General features: G+C 64.2%; 20 protein-coding genes. 2 read left to right on the top strand and 18 right to left on the bottom strand.

Annotated features, from left to right (window positions below):
- The first annotated feature begins 77 nt into the window (after window positions 1-77).
- The gene (fdxA, locus tag K2O50_RS06035; protein ID WP_050704429.1) at window positions 78-401 is read left to right on the top strand and encodes a ferredoxin FdxA; all 324 of its coding nucleotides are present in this window, start codon (window positions 78-80) and stop codon (window positions 399-401) included.
- A gap of 616 nt (window positions 402-1,017) precedes the next feature.
- On the opposite strand, the gene rpoS is transcribed toward fdxA, so the two are convergent.
- From rpoS to K2O50_RS05995, 8 genes are all read right to left on the bottom strand, one after another.
- A complete protein-coding gene (rpoS, locus tag K2O50_RS06030; protein ID WP_011535249.1) occupies window positions 1,018-2,025 on the bottom strand; it encodes an RNA polymerase sigma factor RpoS in 1,008 nt (335 codons plus the stop codon).
- Between the two features lie 105 nt (window positions 2,026-2,130).
- Window positions 2,131-2,985, bottom strand: coding sequence for a peptidoglycan DD-metalloendopeptidase family protein (locus tag K2O50_RS06025; protein ID WP_050704428.1), 855 nt, complete (start codon window positions 2,983-2,985; stop codon window positions 2,131-2,133).
- Window positions 2,986-3,169: 184 nt separating this feature from the next.
- Complete coding sequence (locus tag K2O50_RS06020; protein ID WP_162175259.1) at window positions 3,170-3,808, bottom strand: protein-L-isoaspartate(D-aspartate) O-methyltransferase; 639 nt, start codon at window positions 3,806-3,808, stop codon at window positions 3,170-3,172.
- Between the two features lie 38 nt (window positions 3,809-3,846).
- Complete coding sequence (surE, locus tag K2O50_RS06015; protein WP_050704427.1) at window positions 3,847-4,596, bottom strand: 5'/3'-nucleotidase SurE; 750 nt, start codon at window positions 4,594-4,596, stop codon at window positions 3,847-3,849.
- Window positions 4,584-5,642, bottom strand: coding sequence for a tRNA pseudouridine(13) synthase TruD (gene truD / locus K2O50_RS06010; RefSeq protein WP_050704426.1), 1,059 nt, complete (start codon window positions 5,640-5,642; stop codon window positions 4,584-4,586). Before truD ends, surE begins: the two co-directional genes overlap by 13 nt.
- Window positions 5,639-6,112, bottom strand: coding sequence for a 2-C-methyl-D-erythritol 2,4-cyclodiphosphate synthase (ispF, locus tag K2O50_RS06005; RefSeq protein WP_028690655.1), 474 nt, complete (start codon window positions 6,110-6,112; stop codon window positions 5,639-5,641). The genes truD and ispF overlap by 4 nt, the downstream gene beginning before the upstream one ends.
- Before the next feature lie 177 nt (window positions 6,113-6,289).
- Window positions 6,290-7,138: an S-formylglutathione hydrolase gene (gene fghA, locus K2O50_RS06000; protein ID WP_050704425.1), complete on the bottom strand. Its 849-nt coding sequence runs from the start codon at window positions 7,136-7,138 to the stop codon at window positions 6,290-6,292.
- Window positions 7,139-7,148: 10 nt separating this feature from the next.
- Entirely contained in the window at window positions 7,149-8,261 is a 1,113-nt protein-coding gene (locus K2O50_RS05995) for an S-(hydroxymethyl)glutathione dehydrogenase/class III alcohol dehydrogenase (protein ID WP_016712915.1), read from the bottom strand.
- A gap of 108 nt (window positions 8,262-8,369) precedes the next feature.
- Here K2O50_RS05995 and K2O50_RS05990 point away from each other — a divergent pair, with 108 nt between their 5' ends.
- Window positions 8,370-9,266, top strand: coding sequence for a LysR substrate-binding domain-containing protein (locus tag K2O50_RS05990; protein WP_050704424.1), 897 nt, complete (start codon window positions 8,370-8,372; stop codon window positions 9,264-9,266).
- A 170-nt stretch (window positions 9,267-9,436) separates the two neighbouring features.
- On the opposite strand, the gene ispD is transcribed toward K2O50_RS05990, so the two are convergent.
- The 10 genes from ispD to lpxB form a co-directional block, all read right to left on the bottom strand.
- Window positions 9,437-10,144: a 2-C-methyl-D-erythritol 4-phosphate cytidylyltransferase gene (gene ispD / locus K2O50_RS05985; RefSeq protein ID WP_050704423.1), complete on the bottom strand. Its 708-nt coding sequence runs from the start codon at window positions 10,142-10,144 to the stop codon at window positions 9,437-9,439.
- The gene (ftsB, locus tag K2O50_RS05980) at window positions 10,141-10,422 is read right to left on the bottom strand and encodes a cell division protein FtsB (RefSeq protein WP_011535259.1); all 282 of its coding nucleotides are present in this window, start codon (window positions 10,420-10,422) and stop codon (window positions 10,141-10,143) included. The genes ispD and ftsB overlap by 4 nt, the downstream gene beginning before the upstream one ends.
- 157 nt (window positions 10,423-10,579) lie before the next feature.
- On the bottom strand, window positions 10,580-11,869 hold the full coding sequence (eno, locus tag K2O50_RS05975; protein ID WP_050704422.1) for a phosphopyruvate hydratase: 1,290 nt from the start codon (window positions 11,867-11,869) through the stop codon (window positions 10,580-10,582).
- Between the two features lie 153 nt (window positions 11,870-12,022).
- On the bottom strand, window positions 12,023-12,868 hold the full coding sequence (gene kdsA / locus K2O50_RS05970; protein WP_028690660.1) for a 3-deoxy-8-phosphooctulonate synthase: 846 nt from the start codon (window positions 12,866-12,868) through the stop codon (window positions 12,023-12,025).
- A 3-nt stretch (window positions 12,869-12,871) separates the two neighbouring features.
- Window positions 12,872-14,500, bottom strand: a complete 1,629-nt coding sequence (locus K2O50_RS05965; RefSeq protein WP_050704421.1) for a CTP synthase — start codon at window positions 14,498-14,500, stop codon at window positions 12,872-12,874.
- Between the two features lie 270 nt (window positions 14,501-14,770).
- Entirely contained in the window at window positions 14,771-16,066 is a 1,296-nt protein-coding gene (gene tilS, locus K2O50_RS05960) for a tRNA lysidine(34) synthetase TilS (RefSeq protein ID WP_050704420.1), read from the bottom strand.
- A gap of 98 nt (window positions 16,067-16,164) precedes the next feature.
- Window positions 16,165-17,112, bottom strand: coding sequence for an acetyl-CoA carboxylase carboxyltransferase subunit alpha (locus K2O50_RS05955; protein ID WP_050704419.1), 948 nt, complete (start codon window positions 17,110-17,112; stop codon window positions 16,165-16,167).
- A gap of 105 nt (window positions 17,113-17,217) precedes the next feature.
- Entirely contained in the window at window positions 17,218-20,742 is a 3,525-nt protein-coding gene (gene dnaE / locus K2O50_RS05950; RefSeq protein WP_050704418.1) for a DNA polymerase III subunit alpha, read from the bottom strand.
- Between the two features lie 183 nt (window positions 20,743-20,925).
- A complete protein-coding gene (gene rnhB / locus K2O50_RS05945; RefSeq protein ID WP_050704417.1) occupies window positions 20,926-21,549 on the bottom strand; it encodes a ribonuclease HII in 624 nt (207 codons plus the stop codon).
- 1 nt (window position 21,550) lies between these two features.
- Window positions 21,551-22,678, bottom strand: coding sequence for a lipid-A-disaccharide synthase (gene lpxB / locus K2O50_RS05940; RefSeq protein WP_050704416.1), 1,128 nt, complete (start codon window positions 22,676-22,678; stop codon window positions 21,551-21,553).
- Window position 22,679: the final 1 nt, after the last annotated feature.

Below are 22,679 nucleotides of genomic sequence, written 5' to 3'. Positions count from 1 at the left end.
GCCTGCAGCCAGCACCGTGAACCGCGCTGCCCTGGTAAGGAAGGGCAAGCTGCCGTCGCCTGAGGAGAGAATTAGAAATGACCTTCGTCGTCACCGACAACTGCATCAAATGCAAGTACACCGACTGCGTGGAAGTCTGTCCGGTGGACTGCTTCTACGAAGGCCCGAACTTCCTGGTGATTCACCCGGACGAGTGCATCGACTGTGCGCTGTGCGAGCCGGAGTGCCCGGCCCAGGCGATTTTCTCGGAAGACGAAGTGCCGTCCGGCATGGAGAACTTCATCGAGCTGAACGCCGAGCTGGCGGAGATCTGGCCGAACATCACCGAGAAGAAAGACGCCCTGCCGGACGCCGAAGAGTGGGACGGCAAGACGGGCAAGATTGCCGACCTGGAGCGCTGATCGCGCCCAGTTGCGAAAAAGGCCCGAAAGGGCCTTTTTTCATTTCCGACGGGCAAAAAAAAGGGGCGGTTTGACCCGCCCACATTTTTTCCGTAGTCCCTGTATGTCCCAATCATCATCCTGATGAATCGCGTCCTGCGATGTCCCTGGCCGTCATCCTTGAAGGCCTGTGTCTGTCCCTTGACACAGTTCGAATACTAGCGATTCCTCGGTACGGAACAAGCGGCGAATATCTCAGGATGATTCAGGCGACACATCTTTTGATATTTAGAAAGTTCAAATATTTCATATAGTTAGAAAAAGTACGCCACTGGAAACGACATTGATTTACTGATCCCTACAGCGATCGCTTACATGACGAGTAAGCGAATGCTTACACGCGATGCTACGAGGGTGGAGAAATAATTACTTCGCAGGTGGCAGGCTATGGGGTTGGGAGTGAGGACGCCTTCGCGGGGCAAGCCCGCTCCTACAGGTTTCGTGTCCAGCCCCGAAAAGCAGCGTGGGAGCGGGCTTGCCCCGCGATGGCGTCAGATCGGCCAATGAAATTGGCTTCTGCGCTAAAAACGCAAACGCCCCGAACAAGTCGGGGCGTTTGCCTTGTGCACGTCAGTGACTACTGGAACAGCGACTCGCTGGACAGGCCGTTCTTCTCGAGAATCTCGCGCAGGCGCTTGAGGCCTTCGACCTGGATCTGCCGCACACGCTCGCGGGTCAGGCCGATCTCCAGGCCGACATCCTCGAGGGTGCTGCTTTCATGCCCACGCAGGCCGAAACGCCGCACCACCACCTCGCGCTGCTTGTCGGTCAGCTCGCCCAGCCACTGGTCGATGCTCTGCGACAGGTCATCATCCTGCAGCAGTTCGCACGGATCGGTGGGGCGATCGTCGGTGAGCGTGTCGAGCAGCGTCTTGTCGGAGTCAGGGCCGAGCGAGACATCCACCGAGGACACCCGCTCGTTCAGGCCGAGCATGCGCTTGACCTCGGCCACCGGTTTCTCCAGCAGGCTGGCGATCTCTTCCGGCGACGGCTCGTGGTCGAGCTTCTGCGTCAACTCGCGGGCAGCGCGCAGGTAGACGTTGAGCTCCTTGACCACGTGGATCGGCAGGCGAATGGTGCGGGTCTGGTTCATGATCGCCCGCTCGATGGTCTGGCGGATCCACCAGGTCGCGTAGGTAGAGAAGCGGAAGCCCCGCTCGGGGTCGAATTTCTCCACCGCACGGATCAGGCCCAGGTTGCCTTCCTCGATCAGGTCGAGCAACGACAGGCCACGATTGACGTAACGGCGGGCGATCTTGACCACCAGGCGCAGGTTGCTTTCGATCATGCGCTTGCGACCGGCCGGGTCGCCTTTTTGCGACAGGCGCGCGAAATGCACTTCTTCCTCTGGCGAAAGCAGGGGCGAGAAGCCGATTTCATTGAGATACAGTTGAGTGGCATCAAGTGCGCGACTGTAGTCGATGTACTTGTGCTGCTTGAGCGACGCGCCCTGTTTCGACTTGGTCCGAACCGAAGGTACAGCAGGTTCGTCTGACACCACATCCGTTTCCAAAACGATGCCAGTCTCCATGAGAAGGAGGTCATCGTCGATGTCAAACTCCGGCACTTCTTTACTGAGAGCCATTGTTATAGTCCTTTGCTGAGTTCGAACTCAGACTCGAGCGTCACCCTTCCATGGCAGCGCTGGAGCCTGTCCCCTCTACATCCAAGGAACAGGCCGGGACAATGATCAACGGCGTGGCAGGAACTGGAGAGGATCGACGGGTTTGCCCTGGCGGCGAATCTCGAAATGCAGCTTCACCCGATCAGTGCCCGTGGACCCCATTTCTGCGATCGTCTGCCCTGCCTTGACCTGCTGCCCCTCCCGAACCAAAAGCCTGCGGTTGTGACCGTAGGCACTGACGTAGGTATCGCTGTGTTTGATGATGATGAGCTCGCCATAGCCCCTCAAGCCACTGCCGGCGTAGACCACCGCTCCATCAGACGCAGCAAAAACAGGCTGTCCCAAATCACCGGCGATATCAATGCCTTTATTCAAACTACCGTTTGAAGCGAATTTACCAATCAACACGCCGTTCGCCGGCCACGTCCAACCGCCGACGGCGCGCTCTGCGGCGGGCACCTGGGCAACCGTTTGCGAGGTGGTGGAAGAGGCAGTAGTGGCACTTTTGCCATTGCTGGTCGCCGGCGCGGTGGTCGCGACCGGTCGGCGGATGACGGTGGTCTTGCTCGACGAAGAAGGGCTGCTGACAACCGTGGTGCTACCCCCTGCGCCGCTGCTGAAACGAATAGGCTGGCCCGGGCGGATGGTGTAGGGGGCGGGAATGTTGTTGCGCGCCGCCAGCTCCTTGTAGTCCCAGCCATAGCGGAAGGCGATGGAGAACAGCGTGTCGCCGGGTTTGACGATGTACTGCCCCGAGGTGACGGTCGGGCGCTTGGGCGCGGCGTTGTTGCGGTCGACCACGCGGGCGCCGTTGGAGCTGGTGCTGGAACAGCCAGCCAGCAGGGTCCCCATGGCCAGCGCAATCACCAGAAGCTTCAATACCGACCGTTCCTTGCGCTGCCGCATGCCTGTGTGACCCACCCGCGCTCCCCTCATGCTGTCAAATAATGACGATACAAAATGCAATATTATTTCAATTATAACCGAGCCACCCCGCCAGGGGTGACTCGCAATTGGCCTGATCGGTGTACGAAAAACGCCACGCCAGATAGACAGGGGCCAGGCGCAAGAATTCGTCGCCGGCGCAAATATTCCGTTGCGCCGCTCAGGCCAGCGGGCCGTTGAGCAGGGGCACGAAGCGAACGGCCCCGAGCACCCGGCGCGAGAAGCCATGTTCTTCGCGCACGATCAGCATCAGTTGCTGGGTCTCCCCCGCTGGCCCGACCGGGATAACCATGCGTCCACCCGGCGCCAGCTGGTCGAGCAGTGCCTGGGGCACCTCCGGGGCGACCGCGGTGACGATGATGCCGTTGTACGGCGCCAGCGCCGGCCAACCTTCGCAGCCGTCGCCCCAGCGGAACACCACGTTACGCAGGTTGAGCTCCACCAGGCGCTCCTTGGCCCGGTCCTGCAGGACCTTGATCCGCTCAACCGAAAACACCCGTTCTACCAGTTGGGCCAGGATCGCCGTCTGGTAGCCCGAGCCGGTGCCGATCTCCAGCACCTTGTCCAGGGGCCCGGCCTCCAGCAACAGCTCGCTCATGTGCGCGACCATGAACGGCTGGGAGATCGTCTGGTTGTGGCCGATCGGCAGCGCCGTGTCCTCGTAGGCACGATGGGCCAGGGCTTCATCGACGAACAGGTGACGCGGGGTACGGCGAATGGCCTCGAGCACCTTGGCGTTCGACACGCCTTCTTCGTAGAGCCGCTGGATCAGCCGCTCCCGGGTGCGCTGGGAGGTCATGCCGATGCCACGACGCTGCAGATCGTCCTGTTCGCGCATCAGAGCACGCCCTCCAGCCAGCCGTCGAGGCGCTCGAAGGCATCGTTGAAGGTGCGGTCCAGCTGCAACGGCGTGATCGACACGTAGCCTTGCATCACCGCATGGAAATCGGTGCCCGGCCCGCCGTCCTCGGCATCGCCGGCCACGGCGATCCAGTAGCCTTCCTTGCCGCGCGGGTTGACCACCTTGGTCGGCGCCGCGGCACGCGCCCGGTGCCCCAGGCGGGTGAGCTGGATGCCGCGGATATGCTCCAGCGGCAGATTAGGGATGTTGACATTGAGCACGGTGCGCGGCGGCAGCTCCAGGCGCGACTGCGCCTCGACCAGGCGCCGGGCGATGTAGGCGGCGGTCGGCAGATTGTCGGGCAGGCGCGACAAGAGCGAAAACGCCAGCGAGGTGCCGCCGAGGAAACGCCCTTCCAGCGCGGCGGCGACCGTGCCGGAATACAGCACGTCATCCCCCAGGTTGGCGCCCAGGTTGATGCCGGACACCACCATGTCGGGGGTTTCCGGCAGCAGGCCGTTGAGCCCCAGGTGCACGCAGTCGGTGGGCGTGCCGTTGAGGCTGATGAAGCCGTTGGCCAGGGTCTGCGGGTGCAGCGGCCGGTCGAGCGTCAGCGAACTGCCGGCGCCGCTCTTGTCTTGATCCGGGGCAATCACCACGCACTCGGCGTAATCAACCAACGCTTCATGCAGCGCGGCGATGCCGGGTGCGGTAACACCGTCGTCATTCGAAATCAGAATACGCATGGGCTGTCCGTCTGCCCTGCCGGCACCAGATCGACGAGTTCGCGCACCACTACGGTGGCGAAGCATCCGGCCGGAAGGACGAATTCCAGTTGCAGGATATCAGGCTCGGGATAATGCCACGACAGACGCCCAATAGGGAGCCGCAGGATGCGCCGTTCGTGATCCATGCCCGCTCGCGCCAGCCATTGGCACAACGCCGGATGGCGGGCGGCGACTTCGCTCTCGAGCGCCTGGGTCGCGCCGGCGCACGGCGATGGCCCCTCGCCCCACAGCGGGCCGGTGGGGTGCAGGTCGAGAATGGCCAGGCGCGGGTCGCTGCACTCGGCCTCCCCCGCCGGGAAGAAACTGCGGCTGTCGGTGAACGCCAGCAGGTCGCCGACCTGGGCGCGCTGCCAGCTGCCATCGGCCACCCGGGCGGCCAGCACCTGGTTGAACAGGTAGCTGCGCCCGGCCGACAGCAGCCGCGAGCGCACATTGCGCTGCTCGGGTAGCGCCTGGCGGGCGGCCCAGTCCTGGGCGTCGTGCACGTTGCCACCGCCATGGCCGAAGCGCTGGCTGCCGAAGTAATTGGGCACGCCCTGCAGCTTGAGTTGTTCCAGGCGGGCATCGAGGGCCGGGCGGTCAGCCTGCAGGGCGGTCAGGCGCAGGGTGAAGCCATTGGCCGAATGCGCGCCACGCTGCAGCTTGCGCTGGTGGCGCACCTGCTTGAGCACCCGCAGGGTGTCGTCCTCGGCGCGGGACAGGTCGGGGTCGGCCTTGCCCGGCAGGTGCAGGCTGAACCACTGACGTGTCAGGGCCTGGCGGTCCTTGAGGCCGGCATAGCTGATGGCGCGCACCGGCACGCCGGCGGCGCGGGCCAGGCGGCGGGCCGCCTCCTCGGTGTTGAGGTCACGCTTCTCGACCCACAGCCACAGATGCTCGCCCTGGCCGGACAGCGGGATATCGAGGACTTCATCGACCTGGAAGTCTTCGGCTACCGCCTTGAGCACTGCGGTGCCCAAGGCTTCGCCCGAGGCCCGTGGGCCCAGCAGTTCGAGTTCGGTCATGCTGGCAGCAGCAGGGCGACCGCGTGCACGGCGATGCCCTCCTCGCGGCCGGTGAAGCCCAGCTTTTCTTCGGTGGTGGCCTTGACGTTGACCTGGTCGAGTTCGACCTGCAGGTCTGCGGCGATCTGCTGGCGCATGGTCTCGATATGCGGGGCCATCTTCGGCGCCTGGGCGACGATGGTGGCGTCGACGTTGCCGACCTTCCAGCCCTTGTCGCGCACGACGGCGACCACGTGGCGCAGCAGCACGCGGCTGTCGGCGCCCTTGAACTGCGGGTCGGTATCGGGGAAATGCTTGCCGATGTCGCCCAGCGCCGCAGCGCCGAGCAAGGCATCGCTCAGGGCGTGCAGCAGCACGTCACCGTCGGAGTGGGCCAGCAGGCCGAACTTGTGGGGGATACGCACCCCGCCCAAGGTAATGAAATCACCGTCGCAGAAACGGTGGACATCGTAGCCGTGGCCAATACGCATAGAAAAACGCCCTGATTGAGTCAGGGCGTGATTCTACCTGCTTTCATGCGGTATTGGGGCTGCTGTGCAGCCCTTCGCGGGTGAACCCGCTCCCACAAGGAACGCTGCAAGCCGAGGGCTGCAGATACCCTGTGGGAGCGGGTTTACCCGCGAAAAAGCCAACACCCTGCTGTTAGGTCAGCCCCGGCCCAACGCCACCGCATGATGACGCAGGTGTTCCTCGATGAAGCTGGCGATGAAGTAGTAGCTGTGGTCATAGCCCGGCTGCAGGCGCAGGGTCAGCGCGTGGCCACCCTTGCGCGCTGCCTGCTCCAAGGCTTGCGGCTTGAGCTGCTTGTCGAGGAAGTCATCGCGATCGCCCTGGTCCACCAGCAACGCCGGGCACTGCCCGGCCTCGGCCAGCAGCACGCTGGCGTCCCACTCGCGCCAGCGCGCACGGTCCTCGCCCAGGTAGCGGGAAAACGCCTTCTCGCCCCAGGGGCAATCCATCGGGTTGCTGATCGGCGAGAACGCCGACACCGAACGGTAGCGCCCGGGGTTGCGCAGGGCGCAGACCAGCGCGCCATGGCCGCCCATGGAATGACCACTGATGCTGCGCTGGTCGGACGCCGGGAAGTGCGCCTCGATCAGGGCCGGCAACTCCTCCACCACATAGTCGTGCATCCGGTAATGCTGAGCCCAGGGCTGCTGGGTGGCGTTGAGGTAGAACCCCGCACCCAGGCCGAAGTCCCAGGCGCCATCCGGATCGCCCGGCACCTGCTCGCCACGCGGGCTGGTGTCCGGGGCGACGATGATCAGCCCGAGCTCCGCGGCCAGGCGCTGGGCGCCGGCCTTCTGCATGAAGTTCTCGTCGGTGCAGGTCAGCCCGCTGAGCCAGTACAGCACCGGCAGCTTCTCGCCCTGCTCGGCCTGGGGCGGCAGGTAGACGGCGAACACCATGTCGCAGCCGAGCACCTTGGAGCTGTGCCGGTACCGCTTGTGCCAGCCGCCGAAGCTCTTCTGGCAGGAGAGGTTTTCCAGGGTCATGGCGAGGCCCTCAGAAGTGGATCACGCTGCGGATGCTCTTGCCTTCATGCATCAGGTCGAAGGCCTTGTTGATGTCCTCCAGGCCCATGGTGTGGGTGATGAAGGTGTCCAGCGGGATCTCGCCCTTCTCGGACATCTCGACGTAGCTTGGCAGCTCGCTGCGACCCCGCACGCCGCCGAAGGCCGAACCCCGCCAGACGCGACCGGTGACCAGCTGGAACGGACGGGTGGCGATTTCCTGGCCGGCACCGGCCACGCCGATGATCACCGACTCGCCCCAGCCCTTGTGGCAGCACTCCAACGCCGCACGCATCAGTTGCACGTTGCCGATGCACTCGAAGGAGAAATCGACGCCACCGTCGGTGAGGTCGACGATCACTTCCTGGATCGGGCGGTCGTAGTCTTTCGGGTTGATGCAGTCGGTGGCGCCCAGCTGGCGGGCGATCTCGAACTTGGCCGGGTTGATGTCGATGGCGATGATGCGCGAAGCCTTGGCCTTGACCGCGCCGATCACTGCCGACAGACCGATGCCGCCGAGGCCGAAGATGGCCACGGTGTCACCCGGCTTGACCTTGGCGGTGTTGAGTACCGCGCCAATACCGGTGGTCACGCCGCAACCGAGCAGGCAGACCTTCTCCAGCGGGGCTTCCTTCTGGATCTTGGCCACCGAGATTTCCGGCAGCACGGTGTACTCGGAGAAGGTCGAGGTGCCCATGTAGTGGAACAGCTGCTGCCCCTTGTAGCTGAAGCGGGTGGTGCCGTCGGGCATCAGGCCTTTGCCCTGGGTGGCGCGAATGGCCTGGCACAGGTTGGTCTTGCCCGACAGGCAGAATTTGCACTTGCCGCATTCCGGGGTGTACAGCGGGATCACATGGTCGCCGACCGCTACCGAGGTGACGCCCTCGCCTACTGCTTCGACAATCGCCCCGCCTTCGTGGCCGAGGATCGACGGGAAAATGCCTTCCGGGTCGGCGCCGGACAGGGTGTAGGCGTCGGTGTGGCAGACACCGGAGGCGACAACGCGCAGCAGCACTTCGCCGGCCTTGGGCATGGCCACGTCCACTTCGACGATTTCCAGGGGTTTCTTGGCCTCGAAGGCGACGGCGGCGCGGGACTTGATCATCAAAGGTCTCCAGAAAAGGTAAGGGTTGCTGGCTTGCAGTGTAATTCACCGCCTTTTGATGAATAATCCAGTCACTCACAAAACATTATTGCCATACAGGGATAATCCATGAGCAGCCGCTGGGAAGGCATCGACGAGTTCGTCGCGGTGGCCGAATCGGGACAGTTCACCGCCGCCGCCGAACACCTTGGGGTGTCGTCCTCGCACATCAGCCGGCAGATCGCCCGCCTGGAGGAACGCCTGCAGACGCGTTTGCTGTACCGCAGCACCCGGCGGGTGACCCTGAGCGAAGCCGGGCAGACCTTTCTCCAGCACTGCCAGCGCCTGCAGGATGGCCGCGAGGAGGCGCTGCGGGCCATGGGCGACCTGGCCAGCGAACCCAAGGGCCTGCTGCGCATGACCTGCGCGGTGGCCTATGGCGAACGCTTCATCGTGCCGCTGGTGACGCGCTTCATGGCCCAGTACCCACAGTTGCGGGTCGACGTGGAACTGAGCAACCGCACCCTCGACCTGTTGCATGAAGGCATGGACCTGGCGATTCGCCTGGGGCGCCTGCAGGATTCGCGACTGGTGGCCACGCGCCTGGCGCCGCGGCGCATGTACCTGTGCGCGTCGCCAGCCTACCTGGAGCGCTATGGGCGGCCGCACAGCCTGTCGGAGCTGGCGCGGCACAACTGCCTGGTCGGCAGTTCGGACCTGTGGGCGCTGCAGCAGGAGGGGCGCGAGATCAGCCAGCGGGTGCAGGGCAACTGGCGCTGCAACAGCGGCCAGGCGGTGCTGGATGCGGCGCTGCAAGGCATGGGCTTGTGCCAGTTACCGGACTACTACGTGCTCGAGCATTTGCACAGCGGGACGCTGGTGTCGTTGCTGGAGGGGCATCAGCCACCTAATACGGCGGTGTGGGCGCTGTATCCGCAGCAGCGGCATCTGTCGCCGAAGGTGCGCAGGTTGGTCGATTACCTGAAGGAAGGGTTGGCGCAGTTGCCGGAATATCGGGGTACATGAACCCTATGTGCCCCACTTTCCGGCCTCTTCGCGGGTAAACCCGCTCCCACAGGGATGGCACCAGCCTCAAGGTCTCCAACACAGGTACAACACAGCCCTCAAGCTCGGCGCTACACCTGTGGGAGCGGGTTTACCCGCGAAGAGGCAGAGAACACCACAAGGGCATGAGATCAGCGTCGCCCGGCCCACCGCTGGCGCAGCCACTCCAGGTCTTCCGGGCGGGTCACCTTGATGTTGTCGCTGCGCCCTTCGACCAGGCGCGGCGCATACCCGGCCCACTCGATGGCCGATGACTCGTCGGTGACCGCCACATCGGACACCAGGCACTCGGCCAGCGCCCGGTGCAGCATGCCCAGGCGGAACATCTGCGGGGTATAGGCCTGCCAGACGGTACTGCGATCGACCGTGGCCGCCACCCTGCCCTCGCCGTCGGCACGCTTGAGCGTGTCCCGGGCGGGAACGGCGAGCAATCCGCCGACGGGATCTTCAGCCAGAGCTGACAGCAACTTGTCCAGATCGCTGCGCGCCAGGTTCGGCCGCGCGGCGTCGTGCACCAGCACCCAATCGTCATCCGATGCGCCCTGGGCGTGCAGCAGCAACAGCGCGTTGAGCACCGAATCGGCGCGCTCACGGCCGCCCGGGGCGCGCTGGATGCGCGGATCGCTGGCGCAACGCAGCCCGGGCCAGTAAGGGTCTTGTTCGGCAATGCTGACCACCACGCCCTTGAGCATGGGATGGTCGAGGAAACAGTCGAGGCTGTGCTCGAGAATCGTCTGCCCGCCCAGTTGCAGGTACTGCTTGGGACGGTCGGCAGCCATGCGGGCACCAACGCCCGCGGCGGGAATCACGGCCCAGAAGGCCGGCAGTTGGTTTGTCATTTCTGCGGCAGCTGGTAGAGGGTTTCGCCCTCCTTGACCATCCCCAGTTCATGACGAGCCCGTTCTTCCACGGTCTCCATACCTTTCTTCAACTCCAGGACTTCAGCGTCGAGCACGCGATTACGCTCCAGCAGGCGCTCGTTTTCCGCATGCTGGTCGGCGATCTGCTGCTTGAGTTCGGTCACTTGCGCCAGGCTGCCATTGCCTACCCAAAGGCGATATTGCAGGCCGCCGAGCAGCAGGAGCAGGACGAGGAACAACCAATAGGGACTGCGCATGAAGATATCCAGGGTAAAAAAGGCCGCCGCAGCGAGCTTCCGATAGCACGAAGCCTGGCCGAGGCCAGGCTTCGTCGACAGAAACCCGTGGAAACGACCGAACGATCAGTGCGAACGTTCAGCCGGCCCCGGCTGCTGCCTTTTTACCATCTCTTGCTCAGCCGCGAAACTCGGCACGGCCGCGATATACAGCCTTGGCGCCCAGTTGCTCTTCGATGCGCAGCAGTTGGTTGTACTTGCTGACGCGGTCGGAACGGCACAGCGAACCGGTCTTGATCTGGCCAGCAGCGGTACCCACGGCCAGGTCGGCGATGGTCGAGTCTTCGGTTTCACCGGAACGGTGCGAGATCACCGCGGTGTAGCCGGCGGCCTTGGCCATCTGAATGGCTTCCAGGGTCTCGGTCAGCGAGCCGATCTGGTTGAACTTGATCAGGATCGAGTTGCCGATGCCCTTCTCGATGCCTTCCTTGAGGATCTTGGTGTTGGTCACGAACAGGTCGTCGCCGACCAGTTGCACCTTGGCACCGATCTTGTCGGTCAGGATCTTCCAGCCAGCCCAGTCGGACTCGTCCAGGCCATCTTCGATCGAGATGATCGGGAAGCGCTCGGTCAGGCCCTTGAGGTAGTCGGCGAAACCTTCGGCGTCGAACGACTTGCCTTCGCCGGACAGGTTGTACTTGCCGTCTTCATAGAACTCGGAAGCCGCGCAGTCCAGGGCCAGGGTCACGTCGGTGCCCAGCTTGTAGCCGGCCTTCTCGACGGCTTCGGCAATGGCTGCCAGGGCATCTTCGTTGGAAGCCAGGTTCGGCGCGAAGCCGCCTTCGTCACCGACGGCGGTGTTCAGGCCACGGGCCTTCAGCACGGCCTTGAGGTGGTGGAAGATCTCGGTGCCCATGCGCAGGCCGTCGGAGAAGGTCTTGGCGCCGACCGGCTGCACCATGAACTCCTGGATGTCGACGTTGTTGTCGGCGTGCTCGCCGCCGTTGATGATGTTCATCATCGGCACCGGCATGGAGTACTGGCCCGGGGTGCCATTGAGGTTGGCGATGTGGGCGTACAGCGGCAGGTCCAGGTCCTGGGCGGCGGCCTTGGCGGCGGCCAGGGACACGGCGAGAATGGCGTTGGCGCCCAGCTTGGCCTTGTTCTCGGTACCGTCCAGCTCGATCATGGCACGGTCCAGGGCTTTCTGGTCGGCCGGGTCCTTGCCCAGCAGCAGGTCGCGGATCGGGCCGTTGATGTTGCCGACGGCCTTCAGCACGCCCTTGCCCAGGTAACGGCTCTTGTCGCCATCACGCAGCTCCAGCGCTTCGCGCGAGCCAGTGGAAGCACCCGACGGCGCGCAGGCGCTGCCGATGATGCCGTTGTCGAGCAGTACATCGGCTTCCACGGTGGGGTTGCCACGCGAATCGAGAACTTCACGACCTTTGATGTCGACGATCTTTGCCATTGTTGTAAGCACTCCAGAATTGACGAAAACAACGCAGCTTTTGGGAATTCTTGCCGTTCACCAGGCGACATGGCACGGGCAGGCCTGGCGAAGGGAGCCCCTGACCGAAAGGTCAGGGGTGGAACGGGCGGTACTTTACCCGAGAAACGAGCTTTACGCGGTTTCTACCGTCGGAAAACTTTTCACCAGGTCGTCCAGTTGCTTGAGCTGGGCCAGGAACGGCTCCAGCTTGTCCAGGCGCAGGGCGCACGGACCGTCGCACTTGGCGTTGTCCGGATCCGGATGGGCCTCGAGGAACAGGCCTGCCAGGCCCTGGCTCATGCCGGCCTTGGCCAGGTCGGTGACCTGGGCGCGACGGCCGCCGGCGGAGTCTGCGCGACCACCCGGGGTCTGCAGCGAGTGGGTCACGTCGAAGAACACCGGGTACTCGAACTGCTTCATGATGCCGAAGCCGAGCATGTCCACGACCAGGTTGTTGTAGCCGAAGCTCGAACCGCGCTCACAGAGGATGAGCTGGTCGTTGCCGGCCTCGACGCATTTGGCGAGGATGTGCTTCATCTCGTGGGGCGCCAGGAACTGCGCCTTCTTGATGTTGATCACGGCACCGGTCTTGGCCATCGCCACGACCAGGTCGGTCTGGCGCGACAGGAAGGCCGGCAGCTGGATGATGTCGCACACCTTGGCCACCGGCTCGCATTGGTAGGGCTCGTGCACATCGGTGATCACCGGCACGTTGAAGGTCTGCTTGATCTCCTCGAAGATCTTCAGGCCTTCTTCCATGCCGGGGCCGCGGTACGAGTTGACCGACGAACGGTTGGCCTTGTCGAAGCTGGCCTTGAACACGTACGGGATGCCGAGCTTCTCGGTCACCCGTACGTACTCCTCGCAGACCTTCAGGGCCAGGTCACGGGACTCCAGGACGTTCATGCCGCCGAACAGGACGAACGGCTTGTCGTTGGCGATCTCGATGTTACCGACGCGAATGATCTTCTGAGTCATGGATCAGGCCTTGTTCTTCTGTGCCAGGGCAGCCTTGACGAAGCCGCTGAACAGCGGGTGGCCGTCACGCGGGGTCGAGGTGAATTCCGGGTGGAACTGGCAAGCGACGAACCATGGGTGATCCTTGGACTCGACCACTTCGACCAGCGCGCCGTCCTCGGAACGGCCGGAAACCACCAGGCCAGCGTCGACCAGCTGCGGCAGCAGGTTGTTGTTGACCTCGTAGCGGTGACGATGACGCTCGGTGATCACGTCCTTGCCGTAGCAGTCGTGAACCTTGGAGCCGGCCGCCAGCTGGCAGTCCTGGGCGCCCAGGCGCATGGTGCCGCCCAGGTCGGAGGCTTCGGTACGGGTCTCGACCGCGCCGGTGGCATCGGCCCACTCGGTGATCAGGCCGACGACCGGGTGGCCGCTGTTGCGGTCGAACTCGGTGGAGTTGGCGTCTTTCCAGCCCATCACGTTGCGGGCGAACTCGATCACGGCCACCTGCATGCCGAGGCAGATGCCCAGGTACGGGACCTTGTTCTCACGGGCATACTGCACCGCGGTGATCTTGCCTTCCACGCCGCGCAGGCCGAAACCGCCCGGGACCAGGATGGCATCGGCGCCTTCGAGCAGGCTGGTGCCCTGGTTCTCGATGTCTTCGGAGTCGATGTAGCGCAGGTTGACCTTGGTACGGTTGGTAATGCCGGCGTGGCTCATCGCTTCGATCAGCGACTTGTACGCGTCCAGCAGCTCCATGTACTTGCCGACCATGGCGATGGTCACTTCCTGCTCAGGGTTGAGCTTGGCGTCGACGACCTTGTCCCACTCGGACAGGTCGGCGCTGTTGCACTGCAGGCCGAAGCGCTCGACGACGAAGTCGTCCAGGCCCTGGGCGTGCAGTACGCCTGGGATCTTGTAGATGGTGTCGACGTCTTCCAGCGAGATCACCGCACGTTCTTCGACGTTGGTGAACAGCGCGATCTTGCGACGCGACGAGGCATCGACCGGGTGGTCGGAGCGGCAGATCAGCACGTCAGGCTGCAGGCCGATGGAGCGCAGTTCCTTGACCGAGTGCTGGGTCGGCTTGGTCTTGGTCTCGCCGGCGGTGGCGATGTACGGGACCAGGGTCAGGTGCATCAGCATGGCGCGCTTGGAGCCCACTTCGACGCGCAGCTGGCGGATCGCCTCGAGGAACGGTTGCGACTCGATGTCACCCACGGTGCCGCCGATCTCGACCAGCGCGACGTCGGCATCGCCGGCGCCCTTGATGATGCGGCGCTTGATCTCGTCGGTGATGTGCGGAATGACCTGGATGGTCGCGCCCAGGTAATCACCACGGCGCTCCTTGCGCAGCACGTGCTCGTAGATACGGCCGGTGGTGAAGTTGTTGTTCTGGGTCATCGTGGTGCGGATGAACCGCTCGTAGTGGCCCAGGTCGAGGTCGGTCTCGGCGCCGTCATGGGTGACGAATACTTCACCGTGCTGGAACGGGCTCATGGTGCCCGGGTCGACGTTGATGTACGGGTCCAGCTTGAGCATGGTGACTTTGAGCCCCCGCGCTTCCAGGATGGCCGCCAGGGAAGCCGAGGCAATGCCTTTCCCCAATGAAGAAACAACACCGCCCGTGACGAATATGTAGCGCGTCATGAAAAACCCTAGAAGTCTGCGTTAAGGCGGCCAGCGCCGCCGGAGAAAGCGAAGGAAGGCCGAAGCCCCCGATCACCTGCGTCAATCACAGTGCATCTCGAAAAACTGCCGCGTCTGTACAGACCAGGGGTATCCCCGGCATGGAGCTCGCTCGTCATTTTAAGAAATCAGCCCAGCAAAAAACTGCTTGGTAATCGGCAACTCCTGTGTTTTTGCGCAACCCACAGAAGCTGTATCAAGAAGGGAGGGTAGTCTACCTGAATGTACCCTTCAGCTCAAACCTTGCACGTTCGTCGGCGGCTGCCAGTGCAACTGGCAATCCGCCTGCGCCAGCTCGGGCAGGTTGGCCACCGCCAGCAACTGCTCGCCGCGATACAGCAACGGCAGGCGCGGGCGCACGAAGTGCGGGACCTGCAGTTCATTGAGCAGGCGCTTGAGATCGCGCCGACCGCGGCCAGGCAGTTGCATGATCTCACCGCCCTGGCGGTAGCGGATGTGCAGGCCTTTACCCGGCGAGTCCGACATCAGGCGGACACTGCCATTGCCCGGCAGGCGCAACGGTTGCGCGCCGTCCAGCCAGGGGTAATCACCCGACACCACAGCCAGCCAATCGCCACTCAGCCACCAGATATGTCCATGGCTGCGATGCAGTTCGCCGTCGGTCAGACACCAGACCGGACAGGCATCGGCCGCCGCGTCGCGCAGATCGTTCCAGCCGGCCCAGTGGCGGCTGTCAGGCAGGCGGGTGCGCTGGCTGAGCCAGAACTGCAAGGCATTGCGCTGGCGCGCCGGGGTTAGCGCGGTGAGTGCCGCAAGGCTCAGAGAATCCAATCCAGACCAGGGCAGCGGCGCGTTGTCGCAGGCGTGTGCCAGGTCGCTGGCGGCCAGTTCGTCCAGCAGGTCCAGCGCCTCGCCCAGGTGTTCCGCGCTGCGCGCCAGATTGGCTTCGGCCTGGGGCCAGCGCTGGCGCAGCATCGGGAAAACCTCGCCACGGAGGAAGTTGCGAGCGAAGGTGGTGTCGCTGTTGGAAGGGTCGTCGACCCATACCAGCCCGTGCCTGTCGGCGTAAGCCTGCAACTGCTGGCGCGACAGCCCCAGCAACGGCCGCACCAGGCTGCCCTGGCCCAGCGGCCGCTGTTGCGGCATGGCAGACAGACCACGCAGGCCGGCACCGCGCAATAGGCGGAACAACAGGGTTTCGGCCTGATCGTCACGGTGCTGGCCGGTGAACAGCACTTCGCCTGCGCCCAGCCGTTTTTCGAAGGCGCCGTAGCGGGCATTGCGGGCCGCCTGTTCGAGGCTGGCGCCGGGAGCGACCTGGACAGGGACCACATCGAGTTCGACACCCAGGGCGGCGCACACCGCTCGGCAGTGATCGGGCCAGGTATCGGCGGCGGCTTGCAGGCCGTGATGGACATGGATGGCGCGCAGGGGCGGCGTTGAATGGTGGCGGGAATATTCGGCGAGCTGGTGCAGGAGGACGGTGGAGTCCAGGCCGCCGGAGAAGGCGACGTACCATGCCGGGGCGTTGAGCCAGGGAGAGAGTTGCGCAGTGAGGTCGAGCATAGTAGTCCCTCTTCAAATCGCATCGCGGGGCAAGCCCGCTCCCACGCTACAGAACGTGGGAGCGGGCTTGCCCCGCGATCGAGGGCGTCAGACTACGATCAGAGGCCGTAGCTCATCAGGCGATCGTAACGGCGCTTGAGCAGCGCGTCGTTGTCGAGCTTGCCGAGCATGTCCAGCTGTTCGATCAGGTCGGCGCGAACGCTTGCCGCCATCTTCGCCGGATCACGGTGGGCGCCGCCCAGCGGCTCCGGGATGACCTTGTCGACGATGTTCAGGCTCTTCAGGCGCTCGGCGGTGATGCCCATCGCTTCAGCCGCGTCGGCGGCCTTGTCGGCGGTCTTCCACAGGATCGAGGCGCAACCTTCCGGCGAGATCACCGAGTAGGTGGAGTACTGCAGCATGTTCAGCTGGTCGCACACGCCGATGGCCAGTGCGCCGCCGGAACCACCCTCACCGATCACGGTGGCGATGATCGGCGTCTTCAGGCGCGCCATCACGCGCAGGTTCCAGGCGATAGCCTCGCTCTGGTTGCGCTCTTCGGCGTCGATGCCCGGATAGGCGCCCGGGGTGTCGATGAAGGTCAGGATCGGCATCTTGAAGCGCTCGGCCATTTCCATCAGGCGGCAGGCCTTGCGGTAGCCTTCAGGACGCGGCATGCCGAAGTTGCGGCGTACCTTCTCGCGTACTTCACGGCCCTTCTGGTGACCGATGACCATGACCGGCTTGTCGTTCAGGCGCGCGGTGCCACCGACAATCGCAGCGTCGTCGGCGAAGTGACGGTCGCCGTGCAGCTCCTCGAACTCGGTGAAGATGTGGTCGATGTAGTCGAGGGTGTACGGACGGCGCGGGTGACGGGCCAGGCGGGCGATCTGCCAGCTGGTCAGGTTGCCGAAGATGCTCTCGGTCAGGGTGCTGCTCTTGTCCTGCAGACGGGCAATTTCATCGCTGATGTTCAGCGAGTTGTCGTTGCCCACCAGGCGCAGCTCTTCGATCTTGGCTTGCAGGTCGGCAATCGGCTGTTCGAAATCGAGGAAATTCGGGTTCATAGGCTTCCGTCTTGGGTCTACGGCCAGGCGGCCGGCCGGTTGATCCGTTTGGCGCCCTACCTTAAGGGATCAGGCGCATAAAGGTCGAGATTAAAATGCGTCGTTTCAACGGTATTGCAGGAAGACGTTCTCACGCCCGAACTGGTCACGCAGTGCCTGAATCAGCCCATCGGCCGGGTCGATCGACCACTGGTCGCCGAACTGCAGCATGGCCTTGGCGTCGCTGCCGGTGTACTCCAGGGTGATCGGGCAACCACCGCGGTGGCGGGTGATCAGCTCGCCCAGCCACTTCAGCCGATCGCCCTTGAGGGCGTCGTGGCCGACCTTCAGGCGCAGGCTCTCGGCCAGCTTGGTCCGGGCGTCCTCCATGGTCATCACGGTCTTGACCCGCAGGCGCAAACCGCCGGAGAAGTCGTCGTTGCTCACCTCCCCCTCCACCACCACCATGGCGTCGGTCTGCAGCAGGGCTTGGGCGCCCATGAAGGCATCGGCGAACAGCGAGGCCTCGATGCGCCCGGAACGGTCATCCAGGGTGACGAAGCCCATCTTGTCACCCTTCTTGTTCTTCATCACCCGCAGGGCAATGATCATGCCGGCGATGGTCTGGGTGTCCCGCGCCGGCTTGAGGTCGACGATGCGCTGGCGGGCGAAGCGGCGGATCTCGGTCTCGTATTCGTCGATCGGATGGCCGGTCAGGTACAGGCCGAGGGTGTCTTTCTCACCCTTGAGGCGCTCCTTGAGGGTCAGCTCGCGCACCTTGCGATGGTTGGCGTAGACGTCGACATCCGCCTCGTCGAACATGCCGCCAAACAGATCGACATGCCCACTGTCCGCGGTGTGGGCGGCCTGCTCGGCAGCCTTGACCGCCTCGCCCAGCGCCGACAGCAAGGTTGCACGGTTGATGTCGATGTTGGCCTGATAAGCCTTGATCTCATCATGGAAGTGCGGCCCCAGGCGGTCCAGCGCACCACTGCGGATCAGCGCGTCGAGGGTCCGCTTGTTGACCCGCTTGAGATCGATCCGCTCGCAGAAGTCGAACAGGTCCTTGAACGGGCCGCCCTGGGCACGGGCCTCGACGATCGCCTCGACCGGCCCTTCGCCCACGCCCTTGATCGCGCCCAGGCCATAAACGATGCGCCCGTCATTGTTGACGGTGAACTTGAAGTCGGAGAAGTTCACGTCCGGCGCGTCCAGGCGCAGCTTCATGCTGCGCACTTCCTCGACCAGCACCACCACCTTGTCGGTGTTGTGCATATCCGCCGACAGCACCGCGGCCATGAACGGCGCCGGGTAGTGGGTCTTCAGCCAGGCGGTCTGGTATGACACCAGGCCGTAGGCGGCGGAGTGGGATTTGTTGAAGCCGTAGCCGGCGAATTTTTCTACCAGGTCGAAAATGTTACCGGCCAGGTCCGCATCGATGTTGTTGGCCACGCAGCCTTCGATGAAACCACCGCGCTGCTTGGCCATCTCCTCGGGCTTTTTCTTACCCATGGCCCGACGCAGCATGTCGGCGCCACCGAGGGTGTAGCCGGCCATCACCTGGGCGATCTGCATCACCTGTTCCTGGTACAGGATGATGCCGTAGGTAGGCGCGAGTACTGGCTTGAGGCCTTCGTACTGGTAGTCGGAATGCGGGTAGGCCAGCTCTGCCCGACCGTGCTTGCGGTTGATGAAGTCGTCAACCATGCCCGATTGCAGCGGGCCCGGACGGAACAGCGCCACCAGTGCGATGAGGTCTTCCAGGCAGTCGGGCTTGAGCTTCTTGATCAGCTCCTTCATGCCACGGGATTCGAGCTGGAACACTGCCGTGGTCTCGGCTTTCTGCAGCAGCTCGTAGGTCTTGCGGTCGTCCAGGGGGATGAAGTCGATGTTGACGTCGGGCAGGTTCTTCTTGGCCTGCTCGCGGTTGATGATTTCCATCGCCCACTTGATGATGGTCAGGGTCCGCAGGCCGAGGAAGTCGAACTTCACCAGGCCTGCGGCCTCGACGTCGTCCTTGTCGAACTGGGTCACCAGGCCGCCGCCCTCTTCGTCACAGGCGATCGGCGAGAAGTCGGTAAGCTTGGTCGGCGCGATCACCACGCCACCGGCGTGCTTGCCGGTACCGCGGGTAACACCCTCGAGCTTGAGGGCCATGTCCCAGATCTCGCGGGCATCCTCGTCGCCCTTGAGGAAGTCGCGCAGGATCTCTTCCTGCTCGTAGGCCTTCTCCAGGGTCATGCCCACTTCGAACGGGATCATCTTCGACAGGCGGTCGGCCAGGCCGTAGGACTTGCCCTGCACACGCGCCACGTCGCGCACCACCGCCTTGGCGGCCATGGTGCCGAAGGTGATGATCTGGCTCACCGCGTTGCGGCCATAGGCTTCTGCCACGTAGTCGATCACCCGGTCGCGGCCATCCATGCAGAAGTCGACGTCGAAGTCGGGCATGGAAATACGTTCTGGGTTGAGGAAGCGCTCGAACAGCAGGTCATAGGCCAGCGGGTCGAGGTCGGTGATCTTCAGTACATAGGCCACCAGGGAACCGGCACCCGAACCCCGGCCCGGGCCGACCGGCACGTCGTTGTTCTTCGCCCACTTGATGAAGTCCATAACGATCAGGAAGTAACCGGGGAAGCCCATCTGGATGATGATGTCCAGCTCGAACTTCAGGCGGTCCAGGTAGACCTGGCGCTTCTCTTCGTAGTTGGGCGTGGTCTCCTTCGGCCAGAGCACCGCCAGGCGCTCCTCCAGGCCTTCGTGGGAGACATGGCGCAGGTAGTCGTCGATGCCCATGCCGTTGGGCGTCGGGAAATCGGGGAGGAAGTACTTGCCCAGCTGCACGGTGATGTTGCAGCGCTTGGCGATCTCCACGGTGTTGGCGATGGCGTCCGGCAGGTCGCTGAACAGCTCGGCCATCTCTTCGGGCGACTTGAGGTACTGCTGATCGCTGTAGCCGCGCGGGCGGCGCGGGTCGTCGAGGGTCCAGCCCTCGCCGATACAGACGCGGGTCTCGTGGGCGTCGAAGTCCGACTGCTTGATGAAGCGCACGTCGTTGGTCGCCACCAGCGGCGCGCCGAGCTTGTCGGCCAGGGCCACGGCGGCGTGCACGTACTCTTCGTCACCGGCGCGATTGGTGCGCTGCAGCTCGACGTAGAAACGATCCGGGAACATGCCCATCCAGTCGCCGAGCAGGGCCTCGGCCTCGTCCTGGCGTCCGGCCATCAGGGCCGCGCCGATATCGCCTTCCTTGCCTGCGGACAGGGCGATCAGCCCTTCGCTGGCCGGGGCGATCCAGTCGCGCTGGATGATTACCAGGCCGTTGCGCTGGCCGTCGGTCCAACCACGGGAAATCAGCTCGGTGAGGTTGCGATAGCCCTTGGGGTTCATGGCCAGGAAGCAGATGCGCGACAGCGGCGCATCGGGATCGGCCCCGGCCAGCCACAGGTCGGCGCCGCAGATCGGCTTGATGCCGGCGCCCATGGCGGTCTTGTAGAACTTCACCAGCGAGCACATGTTGCTCTGATCGGTGATCGCCACCGCCGGCATGTTCATCCCGGCCAGGGCCTTGGCCAGCGGCTTGATCCGCACCAGGCCGTCGACCAGGGAGAATTCGGAGTGCACGCGAAGGTGAACGAAGGAGACCGACATGGAGGATCCTGTAGCAGTGCTGAACGACAAGGGCGGGATTGTAGCGTATTGCTCTTCGCTTGCCTCGCCTGGAGGTCAGCGGTTGGTTGCAGAATGCATCGCGGGGCAAGCCCGCTCCCACGCCAACCCTGCGCTGGAATCGGCTGCGTGGGAGCGGGCTTGCCCCGCGATGAATGGCGCCGATCAGATCAGCGAAGTGGAAATGCCTTCACGGGCTTCCCATGCGGCTCGAACAGGCGCGAACGAACGCCGATGAATGGGCGTCGGCCCAAGACGGGCCAGGGCCTCGAGGTGCACCGGGGTCGGATACCCCTTGTGCCCGCCGATCCCGTAACCCGGGTAGATCAGCTCGAACGCACTCATCTCACGATCACGGGTGACCTTGGCCAAGATCGATGCAGCGGCGATCGCCGGCACCTGCGAGTCACCCTTGACCACAGGCGCAGCCGGTACCGAAAGCTTCGGGCAGCGGTTGCCATCGATCAGTGCCAGCTTCGGCGTGACGTGCAACCCTTCGACCGCACGCTGCATGGCCAGCATGGTCGCATGGAGGATGTTCAGTCGGTCGATTTCCTCGACCTCGGCCCGGGCGATGCAGAAGCTCAGGGCCTTTTCGCGGATCTCGTCGAACAGCGCATCGCGCTTGGCCTCGGTGAGCTTCTTCGAGTCGTTCAGGCCGAGGATCGGTCGGCGCGGGTCGAGAATCACCGCCGCGGTGACCACCGCTCCGCACAGCGGGCCGCGGCCCACTTCATCGACGCCGGCCACCAGTTCTTCAACCAGGTTGAAATCCAGTCCCATCTGCATGTCAGCGGTCCTTCAACAGGGCGAGCACCGCGTCGGCCGCCTGGTTGGAGGCGTCGCGGCGCAGGGTGCGGTGGATCTGGTCGAAGCTGTCGGTCTGCTGCGAGCCGTCCTTGACCAGTGGTGCCAGGGTCTGCGCCAGGGCTTCGCTGGTCGCGGCGTCCTGCAGCAGCTCCGGTACCAGCAGGCGCTGGGCCAGCAGGTTGGGCAGCGACACGTACGGGCTCTTGACCATGCGCTTGAGGATCCAGTACGTCAGCGGTGCCAGGCGGTAGGCCACCACCATCGGTCGCTTGTACAGCATCGCTTCCAGGGTGGCGGTGCCGGAGGCGATCAGCACCGCGTCACAGGCGGCCAGCGCCTGGTGCGAGCGGCCATCCAGCAGGGTCAGCGGCAGCTCGCGCCCTTCGAGCATCTGCTCGACCTGGGCGCGCCGGGCAGCATTCGCGCACGGCAGCACGAAGCGAGCGCCGGGCACCAGCTCGCGCAGGCGCTGGGCGGCATCGAGGAACAAGGCCCCCAGGCGTCCCACCTCACCGCCCCGACTGCCAGGCATCAACGCGATCACCGGCCCTTCGCCCAGGCCCAGTTCGGCACGCGCCGCGCCTCGGTCGGCCTCCAGGGGAATGGTGTCCGCCAGCGGATGGCCGACGAAACGCACCGGCACGCCCTGCTCTTCATAGAAGCGCGCCTCGAACGGCAGCAGGGTGAGCATCAGGTCGCAGCCCTCGCGAATCTTCAGCACGCGCTTCTGCCGCCAGGCCCAGACCGACGGGCTGACGTAATGCACCGTCTTGATCCCGGCCTGACGCAGCTTGAGTTCGATATTGAGGGTGAAATCGGGGGCATCGATGCCGATGAACACGTCGGGCTTTTCGCCGATCAGTGTCTGGATCAGTTCCTTGCGCCGCTTGAGCAGCTCGCGCAGGCGCCCGAGCACCTCGACCAGGCCCATGACGGCCAGGCGTTCCATCGGAAAGTAGGAGGTCATGCCCTCGGCTTCCATCAAGGGACCGCCAACACCGATGAACCGTACATCGGGATGACGTGCCTTGATGGCGCGCATCAGGCCGGAACCGAGAATGTCGCCGCTGGCCTCGCCCGCGACCAGCGCCACGCAGAGCTGGGCCATG

The sequence above is a fragment of the Pseudomonas sp. 2hn genome (assembly GCF_019646095.1).
In the GTDB taxonomy this organism is placed as follows: Bacteria; Pseudomonadota; Gammaproteobacteria; order Pseudomonadales; family Pseudomonadaceae; genus Aquipseudomonas; species Aquipseudomonas peradeniyensis.
This window is presented reverse-complemented; position numbering and strand designations above follow the sequence as displayed.